Origin of the sequence: Stenotrophomonas sp. Ps181, assembly GCF_025697425.1 — a bacterium.
GTDB lineage: Bacteria > Pseudomonadota > Gammaproteobacteria > Xanthomonadales > Xanthomonadaceae > Stenotrophomonas > Stenotrophomonas sepilia.
Genome location: NZ_JAHWBI010000001.1, coordinates 79,581 through 105,719 on the forward strand (window position 1 = coordinate 79,581; position 26,139 = coordinate 105,719).

Below are 26,139 nucleotides of genomic sequence, written 5' to 3' on the forward strand. Positions count from 1 at the left end.
CCCGCCCCCAGCAGGTAGAATGGGCCCATGCCTGTAATGCCGACCTCCCTTGCCGATCACCTGCTCGTCGCGCTGCCGTCGCTGCTCGACGCGACCTTTGCCCGCAGCGTCGCGCTGATCTGCCAGCACGACGAGAACGGGGCGATGGGCGTGCTGGTCAACCAGCCCTCCGAATACACGCTGGGTGAAGTGCTCGCGCAGATGGACATCACCACCGGTGATGGCGACCTGCAGGCGCGCATGGTGCTCAATGGCGGCCCGGTGCATCCCGAGCGCGGCTTCGTCATCCATGACGACGCGCGCGCGTGGGATTCCAGCCTGACCGTGGGCCACGGCCTGTACCTGACCACCTCGCGCGACATCCTCGAAGCGATGGCGCGTGGCGAAGGCCCGGCCAATGCCGTGGTCACCCTCGGCTGTGCCGGTTGGGGCGCAGGGCAGCTGGAAAGCGAGCTGTCCGAGAACAGCTGGCTGACCGTGCCGGCCGATGCCGAGCTGGTGTTCCAGCTGCCGCTGGAGCAGCGCTGGCAGGGGGCGGCTTCGCGCATCGGCGTGGACCTGTTCCGGCTGACCGACTACAGCGGCCATGTCTGAGCCCATCACGCCCGCCCCGGTTCCTGCTGCCCCGGCCATCCGTCGCGACGGCACGGTGCTGGGTTTTGATGTCGGCTCGCGACGGATCGGCGTGGCCATCGGTAGTGCCTTCGCCGCGCACGCGCGCGCGGTGGCCGTGGTCGATGTGCACGGCAACGGCCCGGACTGGACCGCGATCGAACGCCTGCTCAAGGAATGGAAGCCCGACGGCCTGGTGGTCGGCGACCCGCTGACCCTGGATGGCCAGGACCAGCCCAACCGCAAGCGTGCGCAGGGCTTTGCCCGCCAGCTGCGGGAACGCTTCAAGCTGCCGGTGGTGATGATCGACGAGCGTTCCAGCTCGGTCGAGGCGGCCCGCCGTTTCGCCGTCGAGCGCGCCGAAGGGCGCAAGCGCCGCCGTGATGCGGCCGCGCTCGATGCCGTCGCCGCGGCGGTGATCATCGACCGCTGGCTGTCGTCCCCCGACGACGCCACCCCCATCCCCTGACTGCACGACTCCCGCCATGACTGCCCAGCAAATCGATGCCTCCGGACGCCTGCGCCACCTGCTGACCCTGGAGGGCCTGCCGCGCGAAACCCTGCTGCAGTTGCTCGACCGCGCAGGGCAGATCCGCGATGCCGCGGTCGGCCGAGTTGGCAACAAGCGCCACGTGCTGGCCGGTTCGGCGGTGTGCACGCTGTTCTTCGAGCCGTCCACGCGCACCCGCAGCTCGTTCCAGCTGGCCGCGCAGCGCCTCGGGGCCGATGTGCTGAACTTCGATGCCTCGACCTCGTCCACGCGCAAGGGCGAAACCGCCTGCGACACGCTGCGCAACCTGGAAGCGATGGGCGTGCGCGGCTTCGTGGTGCGCCACCCCGATGACGGCGCCGTGGCCGCGCTGGCCGACGCCGCGGGCGAGGGCACCGCGCTGATCAATGCCGGCGACGGCCGCAGCTCGCACCCGACCCAGGGCCTGCTCGACATGCTGACCCTGCGCCAGGCCAAGGGCCCGGATTTCTCGAAGCTCAAAGTGGTGATCGTCGGCGACGTGAAGCACTCGCGCGTGGCCCGCACCGACCTGCATGCGCTGCGCACGCTGGGCGTGGGCGAGATCCGCGTGTGCGGCCCGCAGTCGCTGCTGCCGGATGACGAGACCCTGAAGGGCTGCGTGGTCGGCGATGATTTCGACGCGATGCTGGAAGGCGTCGACGCGCTGATGATGCTGCGCCTGCAGCGCGAGCGCATGGAAGAAGGCCTGGTGCCGTCGCTGGAGCAGTACCACGCGCAGTACGGCCTGACCCGCGAGCGCCTGGCGCGTGCCGGCAAGGACGCTGCGGTACTGCACCCGGGCCCGATCAACCGCGGCGTGGAAGTGACCGACGACGTGGCCGATGGCCCGCAATCGTGGGTGCTGCGCCAGGTCGCCAACGGCGTCGCCGTGCGCATGGCCGTGCTGGAAACCTTGCTGGGCTGACCACTTTGGTGGGTGCCGACCGTTGGTCGGCACTGAACCATCAGTGCGGTGAAGTGGGGGCCTGGCCATTGAATGGTTCCGGGCCTACCTGTACTGACGTGGTTGCCCGATAGAAGAGCGATACCGGCAGGCGCACGCTTGGGCCCATGAACCGCGCACGCCTACGCCTTGGCCGCCATTCCCGGATCGGGCAATCCTGCATCCTTCCCAGCAGAAGCTGCGGTTCATCGCTTCTGCGCGAACAGCCACGCCCACATTGCAGGGTCCGCGTAGGTGGCATCCCAGGCATTGTGGTTGCCTTCCGGGTATTCGGTGTAGCGCACGTCGCGTGCAGCGGCGCTTTGGAATGCGGCGTGCAGCCGGCGGTCGTCATCCGGCGGCACCACGTCATCCAGCGCACCGTGGAAGATCCAGATCGGCGTGCCTCTCAGGCGCTGGGCGATGGCCGCATACGGATCGGCTTCGTGGGCCACCCGTTCGACGAACAGGGTCGGGCGCACCGCGCGCGGCGCCAGCACCGCGCCGCATACCGGCACGATCGCGGCGAAGCGCCCGGGGTCATCCAGCGCGATGTTCCAGCTGCCATAACCGCCCATCGACATCCCGGTCAGGTACTGCCGCGAGGGATCGGCACCGAACTCGGCGATGGTGGCGTCCAGGGCGGCCAGCGCAACGCGGTTGTTGCGCCCGCTCCATTCCTGGCGGCCCGGCACCTGCGGGAATACGGCCAACGCGGGGAAGTCGGCCGCGTGCCTGCGCAGGTGCGGCCCCAGCCCCGCATGGGTCTGCTTGACGCCGTCGCCGCCACGCTCGCCGGATCCATGCAGGAACAGCACCACCGGCAGCGCGCCAGGCGTGCGCGCCGCGGTTGCCGGAATGAACACCTGGTAATAGGCGGTACGGCCATCCACTTTCACCGCACGCGATTCGAAGCGGCCACGTGCGCTGTCCGGGTGCGAGGCACACCCGGCCATCATCAGGATCGCCAGCACTGGCAGCCAGCGCATCATCGTACGGACCATCGACGTTCCAGGAGCGGTGGGTTCAGCCGCATCCTAGTCCGCCGCAGGTCAACGCGGCATCTTGCGCCGCATCACTGCGTGCGCGGGAAGCTGGCAATGATGTCCAGTTGTTCCTGCGCTTCGGCATTGCCTGCCGCCGCCGCAGCCTGCACCTGCGCCATGTCCGGGTGCAGCACCACCAGCAACGGGTTTTCGCAGACCGGGCAGGCGTACTCGGTCGCGTCCTCGTCCAGTTCCATCTCCATGGCGCGCGAACTGCCCTTCCATTCGCAGGCCGGGCAGGTGTGCTGCTGGTCGCGCCAGCCGGGTTGGAAATAGTCTTCGATCGTGGTGGCCATGAGGGTCCAGTTGGAATCGGGCCAGAGTCCCGCGCAGCGGGGATCCGACCCTGGGTTTTGGCGTGGGTCGGAGCTCCGCGTTGCGGGGATCCGGCCCGGCAGGGATCAGTGCAGCAGCACCAGCGTGGCCAGGCCGAGGAAGGTGAAGAAGCCCATCGAGTCGGTCACGGCAGTCAGGAAGATGCCGCTGGCCAGCGCCGGGTCGAAGCCGAAGCGTTTCAGGGTCAGCGGCACCAGTACGCCGGCCAGTGCAGCGAACAGCAGGTTGCAGGTCAGCGCGATGGCGATCACCGCCGACAGCCCGGGCGAGTGGAACCAGACCAGCACGATCAGCCCCAGTATCGAGCCGAGCAGCAGGCCGTTGAGCGCGGCCACCCGCACTTCCTTCCACAGCAGCGTGCGCGCGTTGGAAGCGCCCACCTGGCCCAACGCCAGGCCGCGCACCATCAGCGCCAGCACCTGGGTACCGGCATTGCCGCCCAGGCCGGCCACGATCGGCATCAGCACCGCCAGCGCCACCAGCTTGTCGATCGTGCCCTCGAAGTGGCCGACCACGCTGGAGGCCAGGAAGGCCGTGCACAGGTTGATCGACAGCCACATCAGGCGGCGGCGCATGGCGCGCCAGACCGGGCTGAACAGGTCCTCGTCCTCGTCCAGGCCGGCGGCGCCCAGCGCCTGGTGCTCGGCCTGGCCGCGGATGATGTCGACCACGTCATCGATGGTGATGCGGCCAACGAGGATGTTGTTCTCGTCCACCACCGGTGCGGAGATCCAGTCATGGTCGGAGAACTGCCGTGCCACTTCCTGGTCGCTCTCGCCGACGTCGATGGCCGGCTGCTCGTCGTCGATCAGGCGGTTGATCGGGGTGGTGTCCTCGTGGGTCACCAGCGCCGCCAGCGACACCCGGCCGAGATACTGGTGCCGCCGGCTGACCACGAACAGGTGGTCGGTGTGGTCCGGCAGTTCGCCGCGCAGGCGCAGGTAGCGCAGCACCACGTCGACGTTGACGTCGGCGCGCACGGTCACCACGTCCGGGTTCATCAGGCGGCCGGCGCTGTCCTCGGGATAGGACAGCACCTGTTCCAGCCGCTCGCGGTTCTCGCGGTCCATCGACTTGAGGACTTCATCGATGACCGTATCCGGCAGGTCTTCGACCAGGTCGGCCAGATCGTCGATGTCCAGGTCTTCGACCGCGGCGATGATCTCGTCCGGGTCCATGTCCGCGAGCAGGCTCTCGCGCACGTCCTCGCCGACGTGGACCAGCACCTCGCCGTCGTCTTCAGGATCGACCAGGCCCCACACCACCTCGCGCTTGCCCGGCGGCAGCGATTCAAGCAGGTTGCCGATCTCGGCCGGGGCCAGGGTGTTGACCAGGCGACGTACCGGGCCCAGCCGGCCGCTGTCCAGTGCATCGGACAGCATCCGCAGTTGGCGCGCAGTCTTGTCGTGGCGTACAGCTTCAGCCATCGCAGCTCCCGCGGGATAAGAAAAGCCGCGATCCCGGCAAGGATGCGGCAACAGGGGTGTTCAGCGCGTCATTATCGCAAGGGGATGTTTCAACGCATAGCCGAGGGGCGGTGGTAGCGCCGGCCACCGGCCGGCAATCGTCCCCATCGAAGTCCATGAGATTGCCGGCCAGCGACCCGCACTACCCTCGGCTGTCAGGCCGTTTCGGCCACCAGCGCCAGCCAGCGCTCGATGGCGCGGCGGTCGCGCGCGGCCAGCAGTTTCGGTGCACGGGCGCGCAGTGCGCCCAGGTCAGCGTCGCGTATCGCGCGGCGTACCTCCAGCAACGTACCGGGGTGCAGGCTGAACTCGCTCAGGCCCAGCGCCAGCAGCAGCGGGGTCATCCGGGCATCACCGGCCATCTCGCCGCAGACCGCCACCGGGACGCGGTGGCGCGCGCCGGTCTCGATCACCATCTGCAGCAGCCGCAGCACGGCGGGATGCAGTGGCGAATACAGTTCGCCCAGCGCCTCGTTGTTGCGGTCGGCAGCCAGCAGGTACTGCACCAGATCGTTGGTGCCGATCGACAGGAAATCGACCAGGTCGATGAAGCTCTCCAGCGCCAGCGCAGCGGCGGGGACTTCGATCATCGCGCCCAGCGGTACGTGGTCGGACACCATGTGGCCTTCGCCGCGCAGCTGTTCGGTCAGTTTGAGCATGCGCCGGCGCACGGCCAGCAGCTCCTCGCGGGTGCTGACCATCGGCACCAGTACGCGCAGCTTGCCGTACGCAGACGCGCGCAGGATCGCGCGCAGCTGGGTGTCGGCCACCTTCGGCCGTGCCAGCGAAAGGCGCACTCCGCGCAGGCCGAGTGCAGGGTTCTCTTCGTTGCTCAGGGTCAGGCCGGTACGGTCGGCCTTGTCCGCGCCCAGGTCCAGCGTGCGTATGGTGACCGGCCGCCCGCTCATGCCCAGCGCGGCATCGCGGTAGGTCTGGAACTGCTCTTCTTCGTCCGGCAGCTCATTGCGCTGCAGGAACAGGAATTCGGTGCGGTACAGGCCGAGCCCCTGCGCGCCCAGTGCATGCGCCTGGGTCACGTCTTCCAGCGATTCGGCATTGGCCAGCAGGGCAATGTCGACCTGGTCGCGGGTACGGCTGGGCTTGCTGCGCAGGCGGCCGAGCTCGCGCTGCTCGCGCGCGTGCTCCTTCAGCCGGACGCGGTAGTCCCGCAGGTTGTCGGCCTGCGGGTTGACGGTGATGCTGCCGTCGGCGCCATCGATGATCAGCACGTCGCCATCGGCGATGCGGCTGAGCAGCTGCGGCACGTTGACGATCAGGGGCAGGTGCAGGCTGCGCGCCAGGATCGCGCTGTGCGACAGCGCGCTGCCGGCGGCCGTGACGATGCCGACCACGCCCTGTGCCTGCAGCTGCGCCAACTCGGAGGGCGCGATGTTGTCGCAGACCAGGATCTCGCCGGCCAGGCCTTTCACCGCCGACGGCCGTTCGGGTTGCAGGAAGGCGTGGATGCGCCCGATCACATGGTCGAGATCGTCCATGCGGCTCTTCAGGTAGGCATCGTCCATGCCATCGAAGACCTTGGCCAGGCGGTCGCGCTGCAGGCGCAAGGCATAGCCGGCGCTGTACGGGCCGCTGCGGATCAGCTCGTCCAGGCCGTACAGCAGCTCGGGGTCGTCCAGCAGCAGCGCGTGCAGGTCGAGGAACTCGCCCACTTCCTGGTTCAGGGCGCCATGCAGGCGCTGGCGCAGTTCGTGCATTTCCGTACGCGCGGCATCCAGCGCCCGGTGCAGGCGCGCCAGTTCGGCCTCGACCTGGTGGGCGGCCACGCGCTGCTCGGCCACCTCCAGCGCATGCGGCAGTCGCACGCGTGCCCGGCCCATCGCCGTTCCACGCGCGGCGCCGTGGCCGGCCAGCAGCTGTACCGGCCGTTGGCCGGAAGGGACCTGGCCGGCGCGTGCGCGCGGCACGCTCAGCTGTCCTCGTCGAAGCGGCGTTCGAACAGTGCGACCACCGCTTCCATCGCGGCGGCTTCGTCCTCGCCGTTGATGCGCACGGTGACCGGGGTGCCCTGGCCGGCGGCCAGCAGCATCACGCCCATGATGCTCTTGGCGTTGATCTCACGGCCCTTGGCGGCCATGGTCACGTTGCAGCGGAACGGCGCCAGGGTCTGCACCAGCTTGGCGGTGGCCCGGGCATGCAGGCCCAGGCGGTTGCTGACGGTGAGTTCTCGTTCAAGCATCGTCGACTATCGCTCCATTACGGGTACCCGCCGCGGCTGTGGCGGGCAGTTGATCCAGTCCCTGTTCCGGATAATTCATCACCCGCAGCAACATCGGCAGGCTCAGCGCCGATACCCGGCGAACCGGGGTCCCCAGCCGGGCCAGCTGCCCGGCAAGGTTGGCGGGGCTGGCGCCGTACAGGTCGGTCAGGATCAGCACGCCGTGACCTCCGTCGACCCGCCGCAAAGCGGTCGAGGCGAGCGGGAGCAGGGCGTCCAGGTCTGCGTCGAACGGTACTTCGAAAGCTTCGGTTTTCAGCGGCAACTGCCGCAGGAGCCGGGTCGCCACGTCAAGCAGGGCGGTCCCGACCCCGGGATGTGTTACGAGGAGAATGCCACAGGTCATTACCGCACGTTAACAGGTCAAGGTGAATCGGCGATAGCAGCAGATGAGGGGTACTGTGTCCCGTATTCAGTGTTGCTCGCTGGCGAGCCCTTTTTCGTTGAAAAAGAGATCCTACGCCATCCGTTTTTCGATGCCTGAAAGCGATTCATCCACGCATGGCGTGGATCTACCGTGTCGACCAAGGTCGACACCCACCAACAGCACACGGAATCTGTCAGAGGCGGGGCGGTGTGGGCAGGCAGGACCGTTGGCGCCATGGATGGCGCCATCGAGCCCCCAAGGAGGGGTTCACGGCGTGTCCTGCCTGCCCACACCGCCCCGCCATCCCACGGACTGCCGCTTTTGCTGTTGCTGTTGCCGGCCAGCGGCCGGCACTACCGGCGGGTGCCGGGCGCAGCCCGGCCGACCCCCCTCAATCCTGTTCGCGGTGGTAGGTGGCCACGTCCTGCCAGCCCCTCTCGCGGGTGTGCCGGGCCATGCGCTCGGCCAGGAACACCGAGCGGTGCTTGCCGCCGGTGCAGCCGAACGCCACGGTCACGTAGCTGCGGGTGCCATCCCCCAGTTTCGGCAGCCACGTATCGAGGAAATCCATCAGCTGGGCCAGGTAACGCTGCACGTCCGGCTGTGCTTCCAGATAGTCGCGCACGCCCGGCTCGCGGCCGCTCAGCGCGCGCAGGTCCGGGTCCCAGTGTGGATTGGGCAGCACCCGCGCATCGAACACGAAGTCCGCCTCGGCCGGTACGCCGCGCTTGTAGGCGAATGATTCGAACAGCAGCGACAGGCCGGTGGCATGGTCCATCGCGAACTCGGTGATGATCCGCCGCCGCAGCTGGTGCACGTTGAGGGTGCTGGTATCGATCACCGCGTCGGCCTCACGCCGCAGCGGCGCGGTCAGCTCGCGCTCGCGGGCGATCGCTTCGGGCAGCGACAGGCCCAGCTGGCTCAGCGGATGGCGACGACGGGTGTCGGCGTAGCGCTTGAGCACCGTTTCGTCGCTGGCCTCGAAGAACAGTACCTTCACTTCCACGCCGGCGTCGGTGGCCAGCTGCCGCCAGTCGCCCAGCTGGCTCAGGTCGGCCTGGCCGCGGACATCGATGCCTACGGCCAAGCGGCGCGGTGCGCTGCCGTCGTGGTTGGCCAGCAGGCTGCGCACGAAGTCCGGCAGCAGGTGGATCGGCAGGTTGTCCGAGCAGTAGTAGTCCTGGTCCTCGAAGGTCTTCAGGGCGACGGATTTACCCGAGCCGGACAGGCCGCTGACGATGATCAGGGTCGGGGCGGTGGGGATTGCGGTGCTCATGGACAGGCTCTTCGAGGGGCAGTGGGATCAGGGTGTTCGCCGTTCCAGCAGATTGCTGTGGCGGGCAATGAACATGGCCGCCGGGTCAATGCCCTTGGTGCGCAGGATGTGCAGGCGGGTGGCGGCTTCGGTCAGCACGGCCAGGTTGCGGCCAGGCATCACCGGCAGGGTGATCAGCGGAACGTCCAGGTCCAGCACATGGCGGGTGCCCGAGTCGCCGGTCAGGCGCTCGTAGCCATGCGGCGTGGGCTCGGTCATCGGCTTGGTCAGGTGGACGATCAGCCGAAGGTACTTGTTCTTCTTTACAGCCGTGTCGCCGAACATCTCGCGCACGTTCAGCACGCCCAGACCGCGCACTTCCAGCAGGTCCTGCAGCAGTTCGGGGCAGGTGCCGTCGAGCACATCCGGGGCGATCTGGGTGAACTCGGGGGCGTCGTCGGCGACCAGGCGGTGACCACGGCTGAGCAGTTCCAGTGCCAGCTCGCTCTTGCCCGACCCGGCCTCGCCGGTGATCAGCACGCCAATGGAATAGATCTCCATGAACACGCCGTGCAGGATCACCCTCGGCGCAAGCGTGCGCGCCAGATGGTAGGACAGGTGGTTGAGCAGTTCGTGGCCGCGCTTGGGCGACAGCCACAGCGGCGTGCCGGATTCATCGGCGGCGGCGCGCAGGTCTTCCGGGCAGGCCTGGTTGCGGGTCAACACCAGTGCAAGCGGGTGCGACTGCATGATCTTTTCGATGGTCTCCCAACGCTGGCGCGGTTCCAGCGCATCCAGCCAGGACAGTTCCTCGGTGCCCAGGATCTGCACCTTGTTGGGATAGATGGCGTTGAGGTAGCCGGCCAGCGAGGGGCGCCGCGAAACGGTATTGCCGGCCTCCAGCTCGCGCTTCTCACCGGATTTGCCTGCGGCCCAGCGCAGCCCCAGCCGCTCGCGCTGCTGTTCGAACAGTTCACGGGCGGTGATGCTGGTATTCATGCGGCGCTCGCAGGTGGGGTCATGTCCAGCGCCTCGCGCAGGGCCCGGGCATCGCCGGCCTCACGCAGGGCCTGGCGGATATCCGGCGCGGAAAACAGCTCGGCCAGCTCGGACAGCAGCATCAGGTGCTGGTGGGTGTAGTGGGCCGGGACGGCCATCGCGAACACCAGGTCCACCGGCTCATCGCCGCCGAAGTCGACCGGGGCCGCCAGACGCAGCAGGGCGCCACGGGGGCGGTCCAGGGTCGGCGCGCGGCCGTGGGGGATAGCGATACCGTGGCCGATCGCGGTGCTGCCCAGGGCTTCGCGCTGGCACAGGTTCAGATAGATCTGTTCGGCATTGGCCTGGCGGCAGGCCAGCAACCCGGCGGCGGCCTGCAGGACGCTGTCACGGTCGGTGGCCGCGCAGAGCTGGGTCTGCACGGCCGCCAGGAGGTCAGTCAGGGGCATGTCTGCGGGGAACGGTGGCGATCAGCCACCATTGTCGCCCACCGGCAGCGGTGCGTGCTGCTGTTTTTTCTCCTTGTGCTTGATGACCAGGCGGTCAAGCTTGTCCGCAAGCAGGTCGATCGCGGCATACATGGTCTGGCCGCCGGCCTCGGCGTGCAGGGTCTGCCCGGGGATGTTGAGGCTGGCGTCGACGTGGTGTTCGGTCTTCTGCAGCTTGAGGGTCACCCGCGCTTCGCAGTGCTGGTCGAAGTGCTTTCCGATCCGGGCCAGCTTCTCCTCCACATAGGACTGCAGGGCCGGGGTGACTTCGACGTCTTTGCCAAACGTTTCGATGCGCATCGGGTTTCTCCTGTGTTCGGATGTGCCAATGAACCTCTCCGCCGGGCGCGGCGGCGCGTCAAGCGATTCTGACCCTTTCGTGCGAGGCGGAGATGTTCATGGCTTCACGATACTTCGCCACGGTGCGTCGCGCTACTGGAATTCCCGACGATTTGAGCAGGTCAGCCAGCTTGGCGTCAGAAAGCGGCTTGCGCGGGTTTTCGTCGTCGATCAGGCGCCGGATCATCGCCTGGATGGCGGTGCTGGACGCCTCGCCACCGCCTTCGGTATCGATGCCCGAGGCGAAGAAGGCACGCAGCGGCAGCGTGCCGCGCGGCGTGCGCACATGCTTGCGGGCGATCGCGCGCGACACCGTCGACTCGTGCAGGCCCAGTTCGGCGGCGATCTCGCGCAGGGTCAGCGGACGCAGCGCCTGTTCGCCGAACTCGAGGAAACCGGCCTGCTGATGGATCAGGCTGCGCACCACCCGCAGCAGGGTTTCACCGCGCTGCTGCAGGCCCTTCAGCAGCCAGCGCGCCTCCTGCAGCTGGCCACGCAGGTAGCCGGCGTCGGCCTCGCCACAGCGGCGGATCAGCTGTTCGTAGCCACGGTGGATCACCACCTTCGGCCCGGCATGGGCGGCCAGCGCCGCGCGCCAGATGCCGTTCTGCCGCCACACCACCACGTCGGGTACCACATAGGTATCCTGCGAAAGCGGCGCGATCTGAGTCCCTGGACGCGGGTCCAGCGAGCGCAGCAGGGCGACCGCTGTCTCGACCTCGTCCAGCGGCTGTTTCAGTTCATGGGCCAGACCGGCGACACCACTGCGTGGCAGCCGTTCCAGCGGGCCTGCGGCAATCTGCCGCGCCAGCGCCAGGCCCGCGGTGTCACCAGGCAACACATCCAGCTGCAGCTGCAGGCATTCGCCGAGCGTGCGCGCGGCAACGCCGACCGGGTCGAAGCGCTGGATGCGATGCAGCACCGCAAGGATTTCATCCTCATCGGCATGGACCGACGGCAGCAGGGTTTCGGCGATGGTGGCCAGCGGTTCGCGCAGGTAACCGTCGTCGTCCAACGCATCGATCAGCGCAGCGCCGATGCTGCGGTCATGCATGGAAAGATGCGACAGGTGCAGCTGCCACAGCAGGTGGTCGGCCAGCGTCTCGGTTTCGGCCACGCGCTCGGCGGCGCTGCCGGCGTCATCATCATCGTCGAAGCTGCCGCCACTGCCGGCGGCGCTCCAGTCGAGCTCGGCCGGTGCCCAGTCGTCGCCATTGTCGGTGCGTTCGGCCGCCGTCTCGGCGTCCGTGTTGTCGCCGCCTTCATTGGCGACACTGCTGTCGTTGCCGTCGGCCCAGTCCAGCAGCGGATTGCTTTCCACGGCCTGGGCGATTTCAAGCTCCAGCTCGGTCGTGGACATCTGCAGCAGCTTGATCGCCTGCTGAAGCTGGGGGGTGAGCACCAGCTGCTGTCCCAACGATGTCTGCAGCCGAGTCTTCATGCCTGTGCCGAACGGAAGGAAAGGGACCCAGCACCTGCGGTCACAGCTTGAAGGAATCCCCAAGGTAGACGCGACGTACGTCAGCGTTGTCCAGGATCGCCTCCGGCGAGCCCTGGGCCAGCACGGTGCCCTCGGCGAGGATATACGCGCGGTCGCAGATTCCCAAGGTCTCGCGCACGTTGTGGTCGGTGATCAGCACGCCGATGCCACGCTGCTTGAGATGGGTGACGATGCGCTGGATTTCGCCCACCGAGATCGGGTCGACACCGGCAAACGGTTCGTCGAGCAGGATCAGTCGCGGCTGCGCGGCCAGTGCGCGGGCGATCTCGCAGCGACGACGTTCGCCACCGGACAGGCTGGCACCGAGCTGGTCGGCGACATGGCCCAGCTGCAGCTCGTCGAGCAGGCTGTTCAATTCGCGCTCGCGGCCGGCCGAATCCAGGTCTTCGCGCAGTTCAAGCACCAGGCGGAGGTTGTCGGCCACGGTCAGCTTGCGGAACACCGACGGTTCCTGCGGCAGGTAGCCCACGCCCTGCTTGGCACGGGTGTACATCGGGTCGCTGGTGATGTCCTTGCCGTCGAGCACGATGCTGCCTGCATCGGCGGCGACCAGGCCGACGATCATGTAGAAGCAGGTGGTCTTGCCGGCACCGTTGGGGCCGAGCAGGCCGACCACTTCACCGGCGTCGAGGGTCAGCCCGAAATCCTTGACGACTTCGCGCTGCTTGTAGCGCTTGCGCAGGCCCTTGGCGACGAGCATTACTTCTTGCTCCCCGCCGGCTTGGCCGGTGTGCTGGCCGGAGCCGCTGCCTTGGGTGCGGCGGCCGGCTGCGCCGCCGCGTTCTTGTTCTTCGGCGGAATGACGGTGCGCACGCGGCTGCCATCGCCACCGGAATTCATCTCGCCACTGCGGGTGTTGTAGACCATGCGCTGGCCGGCATTGGTGCCGCGCGCGCTGGTGACCTTGTAGTTGCCGGTCAGGGTGATGATCTCGGTCTTGATGTCGTAGTCGATGCGATCAGCCACCGCGTCCATCCAGGTGCCGTCGTCAAGCTGCTGCTTCATCGTGGCCTGCTTGCCGGAGAACACCGCACGCACGGCCTCGCCGTCCTTCAGGTAGATCTCCGCTTCGGACGCGCGGATGTCCAGCGTGCCCTGGGTGACGGTCACACCCTGCGAGAGCACGGTCTTGCCATCGCCGGTAAGCACGCCCGACTGGGCGCCGGACTCGATGTTCATGTTCTCGTTGCGATCGGTGGACTTGGCAAAGGCGGCGCTGGGAACCAGGAGACCGAGCGCGAGTACGGCTGCAAAGGGGATCTTCATCGGGGTCCGTTCTACCGGTGGGGCCGTCCGGGAAACCGGCGGCGGGTGGGTGGGCCGCCTTCCTTGCGCCGGTCCGGGGACGTCGCAGGAGGGTGGCGGAATCAGCGTCGGGGCGTGTAACGGCCCTTGGACTGGCTGAGGAAATGATACGTGTTGTTCTTCGAATCCACCTCGAAGCCGACGCCGGACTGTTCCATGCCGGGGCGGGTCATGGTGACCCGCGCATCGGTGCGGGCGCGGTTCTCCTTCGGGAACACGTCCAGGTGGTCGGTGCGGAAAGTGGTCGGCACCACGCCCGGATCGGCCGGACTGTCGCCGGCGACATTGCCGCGCAGCTTCATCTCGTCGCCCTTGGCACTGAGCCAGCCGGTCTCGGCGTGCAGGGTCCAGTGCTTGCCATCCTTGTCCGGCATCTCGAACAGCGGGGTGGCGATGTTGATGGTCTGGTCGCCGCGCTGGCGTTCCAGCCGCGGTGCGCGCAGGGTGGTCGATTCCTTGCCCTGCTCATCCAGCGCGACGATCTGGAAGTCGTGCAGGATGTAGTCCACGCCGGCGTCCTGGCCGGCAGTGGCCGTGCCCTTGTCGCGGTTGCGCAGGGCCGCCCAGCTGCTGAGCAGGGCCGCCAGCAGCAGGCCGATGCCGAGCACGGTGCGCCAGTTCAGGGTGGGCAGGTTCATGCGCCGAACCTCGCCAGGACCGCGTCCACATGGCCCTGGGCGGCCAGCAGGATGTCGCACAGTTCACGGGCGGCGCCACGCCCGCCATCGGCGCGGGTCTGCCAGTGCACGCGCTCGGCGATCCACGGGTGGGCGTTGGCTGGCGCCACCGCCAGGCCGACCGCGCCCAGCGGTGCCAGGTCCGGCAGGTCGTCGCCCATGAAGGCCACCTGCTCCAGGCCGATGCCATGCTGTGCGCACAGCGCCTGCACGCTGGCCAGCTTGTCGCCCACGGCGATCTGGGTGTCGATGCCGAGGTCGGCGCCGCGCTTGAGCGCGGACTGGCTGTTGCGCGCGGTGATCAGCACGGGGTGGATGCCGTGCTGCTGCAGCAGTTTCAGGCCCAGACCGTCCTGCACGAAGTACGCCTTGCTCTCGTTGCCGTCCTTGTCGTAGTACAGCCGACCGTCGGTGAGGGTACCGTCCACGTCGAAGCAGGCCAGGCGGACGCGGGCCGCAGCGGCGTGCAGGTGGGCGGGGAACGCGGGCAGCGGGGACCAGGGCATCAGGCGATCAGGCTCGGTGGGGGCGGGTGGGGCATTACAGACTGAATGGGGTCTACGGACTGTCGGTTAAACCACCCGGGCCCGCAACAGGTCATGAATGTTCAGGGCGCCGACCGCACGGCCCTGGCCATCGACCACGATCAGGCCGTTGATTTTCTGGGTCTCCATCTGCCGCGCCGCCTCTACGGCCAGCTGGTCGGCACCGATGGTGCGCGGGTTGCGGGTCATCACGTCGGCGATCTTCGCGGTGCGCACGTCCAGCGCGCTGTCCAGCGCCCGGCGCAGGTCGCCGTCGGTGAACAGGCCGATCAGCACGCCATCGGCGTCGACCACGGCGGTCATGCCGAGCCGCTTGCGGCTCATTTCCACCAGCGCCTCGCTGAGGCTGGCATCGGCGTTCACGCTGGGCAGGTCCTCGCCGGTATGCATGACATCGGTGATGTGCAGCAGCAAGCGACGGCCGAGGCTGCCGGCCGGGTGCGAGCGGGCAAAGTCGTCGGCGGTGAAGCCGCGTGCGTCAAGCAAGGCTACGGCCAGCGCATCGCCCATCGCCAGCGAGGCGGTGGTGCTGGAGGTCGGCGCCAGCGCCAGCGGGCAGGCCTCGGCCGGCACGCTCACATCCAGGTGGATGTCGGCGGCGGTGGCCAGGCTCGACTGCGGGCGGCCGGTCATGGAGATCAGCAGGTTGCCCTGGCGCTTGAGCACCGGCAACAGCATCAGCACCTCATCGGACTCGCCCGAATAGGACAGGGCCAGCACCACGTCGGCCTCGGTGATCATGCCCAGGTCGCCGTGGCCGGCTTCGCCGGGATGCACGTAGAACGCCGGTGTGCCGGTGGAGGCCAGGGTGGCGGCGATCTTGCGGGCAATGTGGCCGGACTTGCCCATGCCGGTGGCGACCACCCGGCCGCGGCTGGCCAGGATCGCCTCGCAGGCCTGCTGGAAGGCCTCGCCCAGGCGGTCGGCCACGGCATCCAGCGCCTGCCGCTCGATCTCGAACACGCGGCGGCCACTGGCGACCAGGCCGGCAGGGGCGACGGAACGGGGGGGCAACAGGGATTCGGCCATGCGGACGCCACGCAGCGGAAGTAGAATGGAGGCACATTTTATTAGGAAAGCCCGTTGGACGCCGACACCATCCGCAATCTGATCGAAACCGGCCTGCCTGGCGCCCGCGCCGATGTGCAGGGCGATGATGGCGTGCATTTCGAAGCGACCGTGGTCTGCGAGGCCTTCGCCGGCAAGATGCCGCTGGCCCGCCACCGCATGGTCTATGCCACGCTGGGCGACCTGATGGGCGGCGCGATCCACGCGCTGGCGCTGAAAACCGTGACCCCGGCCGAAGCCGGCTGAACCGCAGAAGATCCCGAATACATGGCCAAGATCGTTGTGACCGGCGGCGCTGCGCTGCACGGTGAAGTGAGCATCTCCGGCGCCAAGAACGCCGTCCTCCCCATCCTCTGCGCGACCCTGCTGGCCGATGAGCCGGTGGAGATCACCAATGTGCCGCACCTGCACGACGTGGTCACCACGGTGAAGCTGCTGGGCGAGCTGGGTGCCAAGGTCACCATCGACCAGGGCACGCTGTCGCGTGGCAGTGCGATCGTGGTCGACCCGCGTTCGGTCAACCAGCACGTTGCGCCGTACGAGCTGGTCAAGACCATGCGCGCCTCGATCCTGGTGCTGGGCCCGCTGCTGGCCCGCTTCGGCGCGGCGGAAGTGTCGCTGCCCGGCGGCTGCGCGATCGGTTCGCGTCCGGTCGACCAGCACATCAAGGGCCTGCAGGCGCTGGGTGCCGAGATCGTGGTCGAGAACGGCTTCATCAAGGCCAGCGCCAAGCGGCTTAAGGGCGGCCATTTCACCTTCGACATGGTCAGTGTCACCGGCACCGAGAACGTGCTGATGGGCGCGGTGCTGGCCGAAGGCACCACCGTCCTCGACAACTGCGCGATGGAACCGGAAGTGACCGATCTGGCGCATTGCCTGATCGCGCTGGGCGCGAAGATCGAAGGCCTGGGCACTGCCCGCCTGGTCATCGAAGGCGTCGAGCGTCTGTCCGGCGGCCGCCACGAAGTGCTGCCCGACCGCATCGAGACCGGTACCTTCCTGGTCGCTGCGGCGATGACCGGCGGCAAGGTCACGGTCAACCGTGCGCGCCCGAACACCATGGACGCGGTGCTGTCCAAGCTGGTCGAGGCCGGCGCGAAGATCGAGACCACCGAAGACACCATCACCCTGGACATGCAGGGCAAGCGACCGAAGGCGGTCAACCTGACCACCGCGCCGTACCCCGCATTTCCGACCGACATGCAGGCGCAGTTCATGGCGCTCAACTGCGTGGCCGACGGCGTCGGCGTGATCAACGAAACGATCTTCGAGAACCGTTTCATGCACGTCAACGAACTGCTGCGCCTGGGCGCGGACATCCAGGTCGAAGGCCACACCGCCATCGTGCGTGGCAGCGAGACCTTGAGCGGTGCGCCGGTAATGGCCACCGACCTGCGTGCCTCGGCCTCGCTGATCCTGGCCGGCCTGATGGCCAGCGGCGAGACCACCATCGACCGCATCTATCACCTTGATCGTGGCTACGAGAACATCGAAGAGAAGCTGTCTTCGCTCGGCGCCACCATCCGGCGCGTGCCATGATCCTGCGCGGCAAGTTCAGCCCGCGCCGCAAGGCGCTGCTGGCCCTGGTGCTGATCGTGCTGGCGTGGCTGGGCTATGCCTGGTACGCCAACATCGCCATCACCCAGGGCATCGAGCAGAAGGACATGGACTGGAACGGCGACGGCACGGTCTCGCGTGACGAGATCATCGAATCGTTCTACGCGGTCGCGGTGAACGACAGCCAGGACGGCAACCGCCATTGCCGCACCTTCGTCTGGCGCAGCACCGGCGAGCAGATCCGCGTGGACTGCCGCACCGAGTTCAAGCCGGCCGCGGCCGAGGAAAAGAAGTAAGAACAACGCCCGCGGAAGCGGGCGTTTTCTTTTGGTAGTGCCGGCCGCTGGCCGGCAACCCCGTCAACCTCGTGGAGCACCGCACAGATGCCGGCCAGCGGCCGGCACTACCGGTTTGCCCGTCAGTTCATCGCCTTGATGGTCAGGTCCAGCGCATCGCGGCCGCTCTCACGCTGCAGCATGCGCGCCGGCACCGGGAATTCCGGCACGATCCACGCGATCAGCTCCTTGTTGCCGTCGGCACGCGAGACCTTGGTGGCCTCGTAGCTCTTGCCGCCCACGGTGATCGATTCCTTGCCGACCACACGGTAGGTCATGTTCTTGATGCGGCCTTCGTCGACCATGCGATAGGTCAGCGGCTTGCCGGCGGCCAGGTCGCGGGCGATTGCCAGGTTGATCAGCAGCGCGTCCATGTCGCCCGTCTTCAACGCGATGGGGCCCGCACGGTCCGGCTTGATGTCGCCGGTCCAGGTGGCCTGGTTGCTGCTCCAGTTGTAGTTGGCCTGCACATTGCGCTTCTTCACCAGCAGTGCCGAACGGTCCTGGCTGCTGAGCGGGCGCAGCTGGCCGCGCACCTCTTCGAACACGGTGCTCTGGCTCAGGTCGGCCAGCTGGTTCTTCACCTGCAGCGTGTAGCGCCACTTGTTGGCTCCCTCGCTGCTCAGCGTCATGCTGCCATTGGCCTGCATGCCCATGTAGCTGGCCAGGTAATCGGCCTTGAATGGCTGCAGGGCCATGGCCGGCAGGCTGGCCACCGACAGTGCGGCTGCAGCGATCCAGGTGAGGGGGCGGGTCAGGGTGCTCATGCTCAGACTCCTTGGTATTCGATCAGGCGCAGATCGACGCGGTCTTCGCCGTCTTCGCGTTGCAGGATGCGCACCGGGGTGGGGACACCGTTGGCGATCCAGAGGATGGTTTCATTGTTGCCGCCGTTGGTCCGGTACACCCGCAGCGCGTTGTAGGACAGGTCTCCGACCTCGACATTCTCGGTCTGCGGCGCGGCCTGGTAGTCGTGCTGGCGGACCTTGCCCATGTCCACGTAGCGATAGTGCATGGTGGCGCCCGGGCGGGCATCACGCATGATCGCCAGATTGATCAGCAGCGCGCTCTGGTCGCCCGGCTGCAGCGGGATCGGTTGCGCACGTTCCTTCTTGACGTCGCCGCTCCACTGCGCGGTGCCGGCCTGCCAGTTGTACGTGCCGACCGCTTTCTTGCCCAGGAACAGGCCCTTGCGCACCGTGCTCTGGCTGAGCGGCGCGTAGACCCCGCTGCGCTCTTCGAACACCGTGCTCTGTTCGATGTTCAGGCCCAGCACGCTGGCAAAGCCGCGGCGGCCGACCACCTGCATGTCCACCCGCCACTGGTTGCCGCCGCTGTGGGTGACCTGCATGCTGGCGTCGCCGGCCTCCTTGCCTTTGTAGAAGGCCTGGTAAGTCGCGGTGAACGGCTGCAGCGGCGGCGGCTCCCAGGCCAGCGCCGGGGGCATCGGCACGGCCGGTTCCGCAGGCGGCTGTACTATGGGCGCCGGCTGCGCAGGGGCCGCAGGCGCTTGCACCTGGCCCCAACCCACACCGGGAAGCACGACAAGCGACAGCAGCAATGAAGTGGACAGCAGGGTCGTGGTCTTCATGGAGGGCAGGAGCTGCAGGAGGGGGGCAGGATGCCAGCCCCGCAGTCAGCGGGGCGTGTGCGTGGGCGTTACCGGTTCAGGTTCCCGGCGGAATCTAGGGCCAGTGGGCTAAACAGGGGGTGACCGTCCAGGTGCGGCTGCCCCTCCCGTTCAGTCAGGCGGCCGCCGCACAGCAGCTGGAGGGTGGCGATCAGCAGGGGATGCTCCACCTCCAGCACACGCGCGGCCAGGCTGTCGGCGTCATCGCCGGGCATGACCGGCACCCGCGCCTGGGCCAGCACGGCGCCTGCATCCAGTTCGGGCACGACCAGATGCACGCTGGCCCCGTGCTCGACATCGCCGGCGTCCAAAGCCCGCGCATGCGTATCCAACCCCTTGTGCAGTGGCAGCAGGGAGGGGTGGATGTTGACCAGGCGGCCATTGAAGCGCTGCACGAAGGCGGCGCCGAGAATGCGCATGTAGCCGGCGCAGACGATCAAATCCGGCGCGACCGCAGCCAGTGCATCGCCCAGGGCCTGCTCGTAGGCGGCACGGTCCTCGAATTCCTTCGGCGCATGTGCCCAGCGCAGGCTGGCGCCGACCCGTTGCAGCGCGGCGGCGGCTGGGCGGTCGGAGAACACGCCGACGACCTCGGCGCGCAGGCGCCCGGCCGCGATGGCATCGAGGATGGCCTGCAGGTTGCTGCCGCGCCCAGAGGCGAGCACGGCGATGCGGCTGGGCGCGGTCATTGCGGGGCACGCCGGCGGATCAACGGCCAGCTCAGCAGACTGCCCACGGTCGCCAGCAGCATGTCGGCATGCGCGTCCCACATGTCGCCCTGCTGCCCGTTGTAGGCCTCGGCGGCGTCCGGCGAAAGGGCCAGCGCGATGGCCCACTCGAACCACTCGTAGACCAGGCTGGCGCACATCACTGCCATCACCGCCAGGGTGAAAGCCTGGCCGCGGCGCAGCGCCGGCCAGGCATGGCGTGCCAGCTGCAGCAGCGCAGGCGTGAAGCAGACGCCGAACAGGAAGTGGATAAGCCGGTCGAAATGATTACGCTGCCAGCCAAACGCCGCATTCGGCGACCAGCCGGTCAGCGCCTGTGCCCAGGCGTCGTAGGGCACGTTGGAGTACAGCCAGCGCGCGCCCACGCAATGCAGTGCGATGAATCCACAGATCGCGATGAAGGCGCCATTGCCCAGCCAGCCACCCCGGCGGTCGACCCATAGCAGTGCGGCCAGCCCGATCACGGTCAGGGTGCTGTGCAGGGCCTGCTCGGTGGGCCACAGCGGGTGGATCCAGCTGATCGCAAACACCGCCAGCACGGCGGCGAAGGCCAGCTTCTTGGGGCCCGTGAAACGGGAAGCGGTAGGCGAGGTGGTCGTGCAGTGGGCAGGCGCGGACATGGGGAGTCGATCAGGGAAGGGGGCGTCTGCCGGCAAGCTCAGACGCTGAGATGGTCGCCGCGGTCGAACAGTGCGGCCATGTCAGGCTTGGACAGGAACACCCAGGCATAGGCGGTCAGGGCCATGCCCAGCGGGCCAGCCAGTACCGCCAGCCAGGCCGCGCGCTGGCACCAGGCCAGCCCGGTGCGGCGCGACAGCAGGCGTGCGGTGTGCAGCTGTACGACGCCAAGCGCGGCCGCCAACAGCGAAACGACCCCGTAGACCGTGGCCAGTACTGCGCCATCGCCCAGCCCGCGCGAGCTGGCGACCAGGCCGATGAAACCGAGGAACGCCAGCGCGGCCATCCAGTGGAAAACCGCCAGCGCGTAGAACAGCACCTTCAGCGTCTGCAGGTGGCTGGCCAGCTGCAGCTGCGCCAAGGTCTGCTGCGGTAGCGGCGGTGGTGCGCCGGGTGTCGTCATGTCGTTGCACCACTTGCATCGAAGGCGGCCTTGACCTGCGGGCGCAGCAGCGTAACCAGGGTGAATACCCCCAGAACGGTGCCCAGCGGCGCGCACAGGCAGAGCAGGCCGGCCACGATCAGGCACAGCAGGTGGCGACGACGCTGGGCCAGGCAGCGTCCGGCCTGGATGACGAATGCGGCCATGCCCAGGCCACCGGCGACGAACACGGTCCCCAGGACCGTGAACACCCAGCCGAACAGGCGCTGTTCGGCCGGCGACGAGGGCTGGCCCCCGGAGTTCATCGGCAGATGGCCGCTCAGCGCACTGATGCCGAGCACGATGTACAGAATGAAAAACAGCGAGAGCAGCGCGATCAGGCCGCCGAACACGTAGTGCGCGATGGACAGTGCGCGCAGGTGGTCAGCGTCCTGCTTGCTGAAGACCGGCACGGCCGCCAACGGCGGCGGTACCGGGGCCGGTGCCAACGGGGGCGTTGCGTCCATACGGGCTCCTCGGGGTCGGGTTCAGCCGATGCGGACGCGCTCGTCGCCTTCGGCGGTGACCACCTGGCCGATGGTCCAGTGGTCCAGGCCCTGGGCCTGGACCGCCTCGGACACGGCAGCGACCTGGTCCGCTGCCACGATCAGCACGAAGCCGATGCCGCAGTTGAAGGTGCGCCACATCTCGCTGTCGGCCACCGCGCCTTCCTTCTGCAGCCACTGGAACACCGGCGGCAGGGTCCAGGACGAGGCCTGGATGTCCAGGCCGAGGCCGTCGGGCACCACGCGGATGATGTTCTCGGTCAGGCCGCCACCGGTGATGTGGGCCATGCCGTGGACGGCGTCGCCGTGCGACTTCAGCAGCGAGAGGATCGGCTTCACGTACAGGCGGGTCGGTGCCATCAGCGCATCGACCAGCTTCACCCCGCCTTCCAGCTCCAGGTCGGCCGGGCGGCCGGCGCGGTCGTAGATGCGGCGTACCAGCGAGTAGCCGTTGGAGTGCGGGCCGGACGAGGCGATGCCGATCAGCACGTCGCCGGCGGCCACGCTGGCGCCGTCCTTCAGCTCGCTCTTCTCGACCGCAGCGACCGTGAAGCCGGCCAGGTCGTACTCGCCCGGGGCATACATGTCGGGCATTTCAGCGGTTTCACCGCCGATCAGCGCGCAGCCGGCCTCGGTGCAGCCGTTGGCGATGCCGCCCACCACCGCCGCGGCGGTGTCGATGTCCAGCTTGCCGGTGGCGAAGTAGTCCAGGAAGAACAGCGGCTCGGCGCCCTGCACCAGCACGTCGTTCACGCACATCGCGACCAGGTCGATGCCGATCGTATCGTGGCGGTTCAGCTGGTGGGCCAGCTTCAGCTTGGTGCCCACGCCGTCGGTACCCGACACCAGCACCGGCTCGCGGTACTTGTTGGACAGGTCGAACAGGGCGCCGAAGCCGCCCAGGCCGCCCATCACTTCCGGGCGGAAGCTGCGCTTGACCAGGGGCTTGATCCGCTCGACCAGCGCGTTGCCGGCGTCGATGTCGACACCCGCGTCACGGTAGGTAAGGGGGGAGGGGGCGGAAGACGGGGTGTTGGTCACGGGCGTCGGCGCTGGCAGGGGTTGAACGGGCGATTTTAACAGGCCGCATTGGCGCAAAGGCCGTATTCGGGCAACAATTCCCCCGGATTCGTCGAGCCAATGGATGTCCTGATGCGCCGCAGCCTGATTCTGACCCTGCTCCTTGCACTGAGCCTGCCGGTGGCCACGATGGCCCAGAGCGGCCTGCGCACCGAGGGAGATGTTGCCACTGCCTCGGGTGCGTACGAGGCCGAAGTGCCCGTCAACAGCCAGGCCGAAGCCGATCGCAACGGCGCCCTGGCCCGTGCCCTGAGCGTGGTGCTGGGCAAACTGTCCGGCGACCGCAACGTGATGTCCCGCCCCGGCGTGGTGCAGGCGCTGCGCAACGCCAAGGACTACGTGGCCAGCTACGACTACAAGCAGGACCAGAGCGTGGGCGCCAGTGGCGCGCCGAGCTTCAGGACCCTGCTGGTGGCCCGCTTCCGCGAGGATGATGTCGACTCGCTGGTCTCGGCGCTGGGCCTGCCGCTGTGGCCGCAGCCGCGGCCGAAGCCGGTTGTGTGGTTGGCCGTCGACGACGGCAGTGGCCCGCGCCTGGTCAGCGTGCAGCAGGCCAACGCCGCCCGCCCGCTGCTGAACCGCGCCATCGAGCGGGGTTACAAGCTCGGACTGCCCAGCGGCGGTGCCGCCGAACAGGCATTGGCCGGTGCCATCTGGCGCCAGGACAGCGCCGCCGTGGCCCGTGCGTCTTCGCGCTACTCGCCGCCGATGCAGCTGATCGGCAAGCTCTACCGCGCCAACGGCGGCTGGCAGGCGGACTGGGTGTTCGTCGACAACGGCCGTGAGCTGAACAAGTGGACCAGCAAGGACGCCAACGCCATGCGCGCGATCGCCGCCGGTGCCGATGGCGCCGCCGACGCGCTGGTCAAGCGCTATGCCAAGGCGGGTGCCGCCGTCGGCCAGGCCGGGACCTACCGCGTGGTGGTCACCGGCATCAACAGTGCCGACGACTACCTGCGCCTTGCCGCCGGCCTGCGCGAGGTGCCGGTGGTGCGCAACGTCACCCCGCTGCACGCTTCGGCCGGCCAGCTGGAGCTGAGCCTGGAGATGACCACCGGCCTGGCCGGCTTCAACCGCATGCTGGGCGACAACGGCGTGCTGGTGCCCAGCGCGACGCTGCCGGCCCTGCCGGCCCCGATCGATGACACTACCGGTGCCCCGGTGGCCGCGCCGGTCAGCAACGAGTACCGCTTGCGATGACCCTGACCCCGGAAGCCGAAATCGCGCAGTTCCTGCGCCGCCTGAAGTACATCCTGTTCGCCGGCCTGGTCGGCTGGGTGGTGTGGCTGCTGGCGCCGATCCTGACCCCGTTCGTGCTGGCGCTGGCGCTGGCGTGGCTGGGCGATCCGCTGGTGGACCGCATCGAGGCCACCGGCCGTTCGCGCATGACCGGCGTGGTGCTGGTGTTCGCGGCGATGGTGCTGGTGATCGTGGCGCTGCTGCTGGTGCTGGTGCCGATGATCGAGCGCCAGATCACCACCCTGATTGCGGTCGCGCCGCAGGCACAGGCGTGGCTGATGGAGAAGGGGATCCCCTGGTTCGAGCAGAAGACCGGCCTGGAAGTGATGCAGTGGCTGGATCCGGACCGCCTGATCGAATGGGTGCGCAGCCACTGGCAGCAGGCCGGCGGCGTCGCCACCACCTTCATGGGCTACGTCTCGCGTTCGGGCTTTGCGATGGTGACCTGGGTGGTCAACATCCTGCTGCTGCCGATCCTGGCGTTCTACTTCCTGCGCGACTGGGACAAGCTGGTCGAGCGGGTGGCGTCGGTGATTCCGCGCAACCAGATCGGCACCATCAGCGCGTTGGCGCGTGAGTCCAACGAGGTGCTGGGCGCGTTCATCCGCGGACAGTTCCTGGTGATGCTGGCATTGGGCGTGATCTATGCCGGCGGCCTGTCGCTGGTCGGCCTCAAGCTGGGCCTGCTGATCGGCCTGATTGCCGGCCTGATCAGCTTCATCCCGTACCTGGGCGCGACCACCGGCGTGCTGATGGCGGTGATCGCCGCGCTGGTGCAGGCGCAGGGCTTCGACCTGAAGCTGCTGATCCTGGTCGGCGTGGTGTTCACCGTGGGCCAGCTGCTGGAAAGCTACGTACTGACCCCGCGTATCGTCGGCGACAAGATCGGCCTGCACCCGGTGGCAGTGATCTTTGCGGTGATGGCCGGCGGCCAGCTGTTCGGCTTCCTCGGCATGCTGCTGGCGCTGCCGGTGGCGGCGGTGACCAATGTTCTGCTGCGCTATGCGCATCAGCGCTACCGCCAGAGCGAGCTGTACGTGGGCGAGAAGCCGGCGATCGTGCTTGATGGCGTAGTGGACGCCCCCCATATCATCGTTCCGAACGACAAGGGCCCCGACCTGAAGTGATGGGTGTGCCGCAACTGCCGCTGGCCCTGCATTACCCGCGGGACCAGCGCCTGGAGACCTTCATCGGCGCGCCGGATGGCGCGCTGGCGCAGCTGCGCGCGATCGCGGTTGGCGCCAGCCACGACTGGGTCTACCTGGAAGGTGCGGCGGGCACCGGCAAGACCCACCAGGCGCTGGCGATGTGCTCCAGCGCCGAGCAGGCCGGGCGCCTGCCGACCTATGTGCCGCTGGCCAGCGCGGCCGGCCGCGTGCGTGCGGCGCTGGATGGGCTGGAGGCGCGCGAACTGGTGGCGCTGGACGGCCTGGACGAGGTTGCCGGCAACCGCGAGGACGAGATCGCGCTGTTCGATTTCCACAACCGCGCGCGCGCCGCAGGCGTGACCGTGCTGTACACGGCGCAGAAGGCGCCGGAAGCGCTGGGCCTGGTGCTGCCGGACCTGCGTTCGCGCCTGGGCCAGTGCGTGCGCGTGCTGCTGCAGCCGCTGGATGAGGAGGGTCGTGCTGCGGTGCTGCGCGAGCGTGCACTGCGACGTGGCCTGGCCATCGACGAAGCGGCCATCGAATGGCTGCTGTCGCATACCGGCCGTGAGCTGGGTGGATTGATCACCCTGCTGGACTGGCTGGACCGGGAGTCGCTGGCGGCGAAGCGGCGGATCACCGTGCCATTCCTGCGCCAGGTGCTGGAAGAAGGCCGGCCTCGTTACTGAGAGTGGGGTTTGTTTGCAGGGCTGCGCCCTGCACCCGCGGTAGTGCCGGCCGCTGGCCGGCAACTTCAACAGCAACGTCAAAAGCTGGCTTCCTGAGGGGAGGCGCGGTGGCTCAGGTTGCGGGAGACGGCGCAAGTACGTCCATGTAGCCCGATCGCGCCATCCATGGCGCTCACGCCCCCGCAACCGGATCCACCCGCCTTCGACAGGTTCCCGCGATCTGCCGGGACTGCGTACTGCACTGCTGACTGCTGACTGCTGTTGGTGGGTGTCGACCTTGGTCGACACCAGAGCAAGCGCAGCGAAGCGACCCGCTTTTGCTTTTCTTTCTTTCTTCCGTGGCTGGACGCGCACGGAAACTGTCAGAGGCCGGGCGGGGTGGGTTCGCGGGGGTGTCCGCGGCATGGATGCCGCGGCCAAGCCCCCAGGGACGGGTT

General features: G+C 68.1%; 32 protein-coding genes. 9 read left to right on the forward strand and 23 right to left on the reverse strand.

The window, feature by feature from the left end; genetic code table 11:
- The first annotated feature begins 27 nt into the window (after window positions 1–27).
- The 3 genes from KXV01_RS00385 to KXV01_RS00395 are packed head-to-tail and all read left to right on the forward strand — an operon-like array spanning window position 28 to window position 2,048.
- Window positions 28–594, forward strand: a complete 567-nt coding sequence (locus KXV01_RS00385; RefSeq protein ID WP_049410646.1) for a YqgE/AlgH family protein — start codon at window positions 28–30, stop codon at window positions 592–594.
- On the forward strand, window positions 587–1,081 hold the full coding sequence (gene ruvX, locus KXV01_RS00390) for a Holliday junction resolvase RuvX (RefSeq protein WP_049410643.1): 495 nt from the start codon (window positions 587–589) through the stop codon (window positions 1,079–1,081). The genes KXV01_RS00385 and ruvX overlap by 8 nt, the downstream gene beginning before the upstream one ends.
- A 16-nt stretch (window positions 1,082–1,097) precedes the next feature.
- Window positions 1,098–2,048, forward strand: a complete 951-nt coding sequence (locus tag KXV01_RS00395) for an aspartate carbamoyltransferase catalytic subunit (protein ID WP_049410639.1) — start codon at window positions 1,098–1,100, stop codon at window positions 2,046–2,048.
- Window positions 2,049–2,272: 224 nt separating this feature from the next.
- Here KXV01_RS00395 and KXV01_RS00400 read toward each other — a convergent pair whose 3' ends face one another.
- From KXV01_RS00400 to KXV01_RS00475, 16 genes are all read right to left on the reverse strand, one after another.
- Window positions 2,273–3,070: a prolyl oligopeptidase family serine peptidase gene (locus KXV01_RS00400; RefSeq protein ID WP_164283030.1), complete on the reverse strand. Its 798-nt coding sequence runs from the start codon at window positions 3,068–3,070 to the stop codon at window positions 2,273–2,275.
- A gap of 71 nt (window positions 3,071–3,141) precedes the next feature.
- The gene (locus KXV01_RS00405) at window positions 3,142–3,408 is read right to left on the reverse strand and encodes a hypothetical protein (RefSeq protein WP_049438626.1); all 267 of its coding nucleotides are present in this window, start codon (window positions 3,406–3,408) and stop codon (window positions 3,142–3,144) included.
- 105 nt (window positions 3,409–3,513) lie between these two features.
- Window positions 3,514–4,875 (reverse strand): magnesium transporter, encoded by a 1,362-nt coding sequence (gene mgtE / locus KXV01_RS00410; RefSeq protein WP_049410631.1) that lies wholly within the window; start codon window positions 4,873–4,875, stop codon window positions 3,514–3,516.
- Between the two features lie 194 nt (window positions 4,876–5,069).
- Entirely contained in the window at window positions 5,070–6,839 is a 1,770-nt protein-coding gene (ptsP, locus tag KXV01_RS00415) for a phosphoenolpyruvate--protein phosphotransferase (RefSeq protein ID WP_049410628.1), read from the reverse strand.
- 2 nt (window positions 6,840–6,841) lie between these two features.
- Window positions 6,842–7,111: an HPr family phosphocarrier protein gene (locus KXV01_RS00420; RefSeq protein WP_111096556.1), complete on the reverse strand. Its 270-nt coding sequence runs from the start codon at window positions 7,109–7,111 to the stop codon at window positions 6,842–6,844.
- Complete coding sequence (locus KXV01_RS00425; RefSeq protein WP_263467360.1) at window positions 7,104–7,496, reverse strand: PTS fructose IIA subunit family protein; 393 nt, start codon at window positions 7,494–7,496, stop codon at window positions 7,104–7,106. The genes KXV01_RS00420 and KXV01_RS00425 overlap by 8 nt, the downstream gene beginning before the upstream one ends.
- A 412-nt stretch (window positions 7,497–7,908) precedes the next feature.
- The gene (gene rapZ / locus KXV01_RS00430) at window positions 7,909–8,793 is read right to left on the reverse strand and encodes an RNase adapter RapZ (RefSeq protein ID WP_049415178.1); all 885 of its coding nucleotides are present in this window, start codon (window positions 8,791–8,793) and stop codon (window positions 7,909–7,911) included.
- A 27-nt stretch (window positions 8,794–8,820) separates the two neighbouring features.
- Entirely contained in the window at window positions 8,821–9,771 is a 951-nt protein-coding gene (gene hprK, locus KXV01_RS00435) for an HPr(Ser) kinase/phosphatase (protein WP_005408388.1), read from the reverse strand.
- Window positions 9,768–10,220 (reverse strand): PTS sugar transporter subunit IIA, encoded by a 453-nt coding sequence (locus KXV01_RS00440; protein WP_061479789.1) that lies wholly within the window; start codon window positions 10,218–10,220, stop codon window positions 9,768–9,770. The genes hprK and KXV01_RS00440 overlap by 4 nt, the downstream gene beginning before the upstream one ends.
- Window positions 10,221–10,241: 21 nt before the next feature.
- A complete protein-coding gene (gene raiA, locus KXV01_RS00445; RefSeq protein ID WP_005415556.1) occupies window positions 10,242–10,559 on the reverse strand; it encodes a ribosome-associated translation inhibitor RaiA in 318 nt (105 codons plus the stop codon).
- A 58-nt stretch (window positions 10,560–10,617) separates the two neighbouring features.
- Complete coding sequence (locus tag KXV01_RS00450) at window positions 10,618–12,039, reverse strand: RNA polymerase factor sigma-54 (protein ID WP_111096979.1); 1,422 nt, start codon at window positions 12,037–12,039, stop codon at window positions 10,618–10,620.
- Window positions 12,040–12,079: 40 nt separating this feature from the next.
- The gene (gene lptB / locus KXV01_RS00455) at window positions 12,080–12,799 is read right to left on the reverse strand and encodes an LPS export ABC transporter ATP-binding protein (RefSeq protein ID WP_005415558.1); all 720 of its coding nucleotides are present in this window, start codon (window positions 12,797–12,799) and stop codon (window positions 12,080–12,082) included.
- A complete protein-coding gene (gene lptA, locus KXV01_RS00460) occupies window positions 12,799–13,365 on the reverse strand; it encodes a lipopolysaccharide transport periplasmic protein LptA (protein ID WP_049415168.1) in 567 nt (188 codons plus the stop codon). The genes lptB and lptA overlap by 1 nt, the downstream gene beginning before the upstream one ends.
- A gap of 101 nt (window positions 13,366–13,466) precedes the next feature.
- Entirely contained in the window at window positions 13,467–14,042 is a 576-nt protein-coding gene (gene lptC, locus KXV01_RS00465) for an LPS export ABC transporter periplasmic protein LptC (protein ID WP_111096978.1), read from the reverse strand.
- Complete coding sequence (locus KXV01_RS00470) at window positions 14,039–14,587, reverse strand: HAD hydrolase family protein (RefSeq protein WP_049415164.1); 549 nt, start codon at window positions 14,585–14,587, stop codon at window positions 14,039–14,041. The genes lptC and KXV01_RS00470 overlap by 4 nt, the downstream gene beginning before the upstream one ends.
- Before the next feature lie 66 nt (window positions 14,588–14,653).
- Window positions 14,654–15,655 (reverse strand): KpsF/GutQ family sugar-phosphate isomerase, encoded by a 1,002-nt coding sequence (locus KXV01_RS00475; protein WP_099495101.1) that lies wholly within the window; start codon window positions 15,653–15,655, stop codon window positions 14,654–14,656.
- A gap of 54 nt (window positions 15,656–15,709) precedes the next feature.
- Between KXV01_RS00475 and KXV01_RS00480 the strand changes: the two genes are divergently transcribed.
- The 3 genes from KXV01_RS00480 to KXV01_RS00490 are packed head-to-tail and all read left to right on the forward strand — an operon-like array spanning window position 15,710 to window position 17,547.
- A complete protein-coding gene (locus KXV01_RS00480) occupies window positions 15,710–15,940 on the forward strand; it encodes a BolA family protein (protein ID WP_005408396.1) in 231 nt (76 codons plus the stop codon).
- A gap of 21 nt (window positions 15,941–15,961) precedes the next feature.
- A complete protein-coding gene (murA, locus tag KXV01_RS00485; protein WP_049415159.1) occupies window positions 15,962–17,233 on the forward strand; it encodes a UDP-N-acetylglucosamine 1-carboxyvinyltransferase in 1,272 nt (423 codons plus the stop codon).
- The gene (locus tag KXV01_RS00490; RefSeq protein WP_032957609.1) at window positions 17,230–17,547 is read left to right on the forward strand and encodes a hypothetical protein; all 318 of its coding nucleotides are present in this window, start codon (window positions 17,230–17,232) and stop codon (window positions 17,545–17,547) included. Before murA ends, KXV01_RS00490 begins: the two co-directional genes overlap by 4 nt.
- Window positions 17,548–17,669: 122 nt before the next feature.
- On the opposite strand, the gene KXV01_RS00495 is transcribed toward KXV01_RS00490, so the two are convergent.
- The 7 genes from KXV01_RS00495 to purM all read right to left on the reverse strand — a co-directional run bounded on the left by KXV01_RS00495 (window position 17,670) and on the right by purM (window position 22,590).
- Window positions 17,670–18,353: a DUF3108 domain-containing protein gene (locus KXV01_RS00495; protein ID WP_099486876.1), complete on the reverse strand. Its 684-nt coding sequence runs from the start codon at window positions 18,351–18,353 to the stop codon at window positions 17,670–17,672.
- Between the two features lie 2 nt (window positions 18,354–18,355).
- Entirely contained in the window at window positions 18,356–19,177 is an 822-nt protein-coding gene (locus KXV01_RS00500; RefSeq protein WP_049415157.1) for a DUF3108 domain-containing protein, read from the reverse strand.
- 68 nt (window positions 19,178–19,245) lie between these two features.
- Window positions 19,246–19,905: a phosphoribosylglycinamide formyltransferase gene (gene purN, locus KXV01_RS00505; RefSeq protein ID WP_049415155.1), complete on the reverse strand. Its 660-nt coding sequence runs from the start codon at window positions 19,903–19,905 to the stop codon at window positions 19,246–19,248.
- Entirely contained in the window at window positions 19,902–20,564 is a 663-nt protein-coding gene (locus KXV01_RS00510) for a DUF2238 domain-containing protein (protein ID WP_049415152.1), read from the reverse strand. The genes purN and KXV01_RS00510 overlap by 4 nt, the downstream gene beginning before the upstream one ends.
- Window positions 20,565–20,602: 38 nt before the next feature.
- On the reverse strand, window positions 20,603–21,025 hold the full coding sequence (locus KXV01_RS00515) for a hypothetical protein (protein WP_049415149.1): 423 nt from the start codon (window positions 21,023–21,025) through the stop codon (window positions 20,603–20,605).
- Window positions 21,022–21,510, reverse strand: coding sequence for a hypothetical protein (locus tag KXV01_RS00520; RefSeq protein WP_049415148.1), 489 nt, complete (start codon window positions 21,508–21,510; stop codon window positions 21,022–21,024). Before KXV01_RS00520 ends, KXV01_RS00515 begins: the two co-directional genes overlap by 4 nt.
- Before the next feature lie 21 nt (window positions 21,511–21,531).
- Window positions 21,532–22,590 carry a phosphoribosylformylglycinamidine cyclo-ligase gene (purM, locus tag KXV01_RS00525; protein ID WP_049415145.1) on the reverse strand — a complete coding sequence of 353 codons (1,059 nt, stop codon included), beginning with the start codon at window positions 22,588–22,590 and terminating at the stop codon, window positions 21,532–21,534.
- 99 nt (window positions 22,591–22,689) lie between these two features.
- Here purM and KXV01_RS00530 point away from each other — a divergent pair, with 99 nt between their 5' ends.
- The 3 genes from KXV01_RS00530 to hda are packed head-to-tail and all read left to right on the forward strand — an operon-like array spanning window position 22,690 to window position 25,702.
- Window positions 22,690–23,829 carry a DUF2066 domain-containing protein gene (locus KXV01_RS00530; RefSeq protein WP_263467409.1) on the forward strand — a complete coding sequence of 380 codons (1,140 nt, stop codon included), beginning with the start codon at window positions 22,690–22,692 and terminating at the stop codon, window positions 23,827–23,829.
- Window positions 23,826–24,995 (forward strand): AI-2E family transporter, encoded by a 1,170-nt coding sequence (locus KXV01_RS00535; RefSeq protein WP_049415142.1) that lies wholly within the window; start codon window positions 23,826–23,828, stop codon window positions 24,993–24,995. The genes KXV01_RS00530 and KXV01_RS00535 overlap by 4 nt, the downstream gene beginning before the upstream one ends.
- A complete protein-coding gene (gene hda / locus KXV01_RS00540; RefSeq protein WP_049415140.1) occupies window positions 24,995–25,702 on the forward strand; it encodes a DnaA regulatory inactivator Hda in 708 nt (235 codons plus the stop codon). The genes KXV01_RS00535 and hda overlap by 1 nt, the downstream gene beginning before the upstream one ends.
- The last annotated feature ends 437 nt before the right edge of the window (window positions 25,703–26,139 follow it).

Bases quoted from the DNA above. Each gene is read 5' to 3' on its own strand.
- KXV01_RS00385 (WP_049410646.1), top strand. From the start codon at position 28: ATGCCTGTAATGCCGACCTCCCTTGCCGATCACCTGCTCGTCGCGCTG.
- ruvX (WP_049410643.1), top strand. From the start codon at position 587: ATGTCTGAGCCCATCACGCCCGCCCCGGTTCCTGCTGCCCCGGCCATC.
- KXV01_RS00395 (WP_049410639.1), top strand. From the start codon at position 1,098: ATGACTGCCCAGCAAATCGATGCCTCCGGACGCCTGCGCCACCTGCTG.
- KXV01_RS00400 (WP_164283030.1), bottom strand. From the start codon at position 3,070: ATGGTCCGTACGATGATGCGCTGGCTGCCAGTGCTGGCGATCCTGATG.
- KXV01_RS00405 (WP_049438626.1), bottom strand. From the start codon at position 3,408: ATGGCCACCACGATCGAAGACTATTTCCAACCCGGCTGGCGCGACCAG.
- mgtE (WP_049410631.1), bottom strand. From the start codon at position 4,875: ATGGCTGAAGCTGTACGCCACGACAAGACTGCGCGCCAACTGCGGATG.
- KXV01_RS00420 (WP_111096556.1), bottom strand. From the start codon at position 7,111: ATGCTTGAACGAGAACTCACCGTCAGCAACCGCCTGGGCCTGCATGCC.
- KXV01_RS00425 (WP_263467360.1), bottom strand. From the start codon at position 7,496: ATGACCTGTGGCATTCTCCTCGTAACACATCCCGGGGTCGGGACCGCC.
- rapZ (WP_049415178.1), bottom strand. From the start codon at position 8,793: ATGAGCACCGCAATCCCCACCGCCCCGACCCTGATCATCGTCAGCGGC.
- hprK (WP_005408388.1), bottom strand. From the start codon at position 9,771: ATGAATACCAGCATCACCGCCCGTGAACTGTTCGAACAGCAGCGCGAG.
- KXV01_RS00440 (WP_061479789.1), bottom strand. From the start codon at position 10,220: ATGCCCCTGACTGACCTCCTGGCGGCCGTGCAGACCCAGCTCTGCGCG.
- raiA (WP_005415556.1), bottom strand. From the start codon at position 10,559: ATGCGCATCGAAACGTTTGGCAAAGACGTCGAAGTCACCCCGGCCCTG.
- KXV01_RS00450 (WP_111096979.1), bottom strand. From the start codon at position 12,039: ATGAAGACTCGGCTGCAGACATCGTTGGGACAGCAGCTGGTGCTCACC.
- lptB (WP_005415558.1), bottom strand. From the start codon at position 12,799: ATGCTCGTCGCCAAGGGCCTGCGCAAGCGCTACAAGCAGCGCGAAGTC.
- lptA (WP_049415168.1), bottom strand. From the start codon at position 13,365: ATGAAGATCCCCTTTGCAGCCGTACTCGCGCTCGGTCTCCTGGTTCCC.
- lptC (WP_111096978.1), bottom strand. From the start codon at position 14,042: ATGAACCTGCCCACCCTGAACTGGCGCACCGTGCTCGGCATCGGCCTG.
- KXV01_RS00470 (WP_049415164.1), bottom strand. From the start codon at position 14,587: ATGCCCTGGTCCCCGCTGCCCGCGTTCCCCGCCCACCTGCACGCCGCT.
- KXV01_RS00475 (WP_099495101.1), bottom strand. From the start codon at position 15,655: ATGGCCGAATCCCTGTTGCCCCCCCGTTCCGTCGCCCCTGCCGGCCTG.
- murA (WP_049415159.1), top strand. From the start codon at position 15,962: ATGGCCAAGATCGTTGTGACCGGCGGCGCTGCGCTGCACGGTGAAGTG.
- KXV01_RS00490 (WP_032957609.1), top strand. From the start codon at position 17,230: ATGATCCTGCGCGGCAAGTTCAGCCCGCGCCGCAAGGCGCTGCTGGCC.
- KXV01_RS00495 (WP_099486876.1), bottom strand. From the start codon at position 18,353: ATGAGCACCCTGACCCGCCCCCTCACCTGGATCGCTGCAGCCGCACTG.
- KXV01_RS00500 (WP_049415157.1), bottom strand. From the start codon at position 19,177: ATGAAGACCACGACCCTGCTGTCCACTTCATTGCTGCTGTCGCTTGTC.
- purN (WP_049415155.1), bottom strand. From the start codon at position 19,905: ATGACCGCGCCCAGCCGCATCGCCGTGCTCGCCTCTGGGCGCGGCAGC.
- KXV01_RS00510 (WP_049415152.1), bottom strand. From the start codon at position 20,564: ATGTCCGCGCCTGCCCACTGCACGACCACCTCGCCTACCGCTTCCCGT.
- KXV01_RS00515 (WP_049415149.1), bottom strand. From the start codon at position 21,025: ATGACGACACCCGGCGCACCACCGCCGCTACCGCAGCAGACCTTGGCG.
- KXV01_RS00520 (WP_049415148.1), bottom strand. From the start codon at position 21,510: ATGGACGCAACGCCCCCGTTGGCACCGGCCCCGGTACCGCCGCCGTTG.
- KXV01_RS00530 (WP_263467409.1), top strand. From the start codon at position 22,690: ATGGATGTCCTGATGCGCCGCAGCCTGATTCTGACCCTGCTCCTTGCA.
- KXV01_RS00535 (WP_049415142.1), top strand. From the start codon at position 23,826: ATGACCCTGACCCCGGAAGCCGAAATCGCGCAGTTCCTGCGCCGCCTG.
- hda (WP_049415140.1), top strand. From the start codon at position 24,995: ATGGGTGTGCCGCAACTGCCGCTGGCCCTGCATTACCCGCGGGACCAG.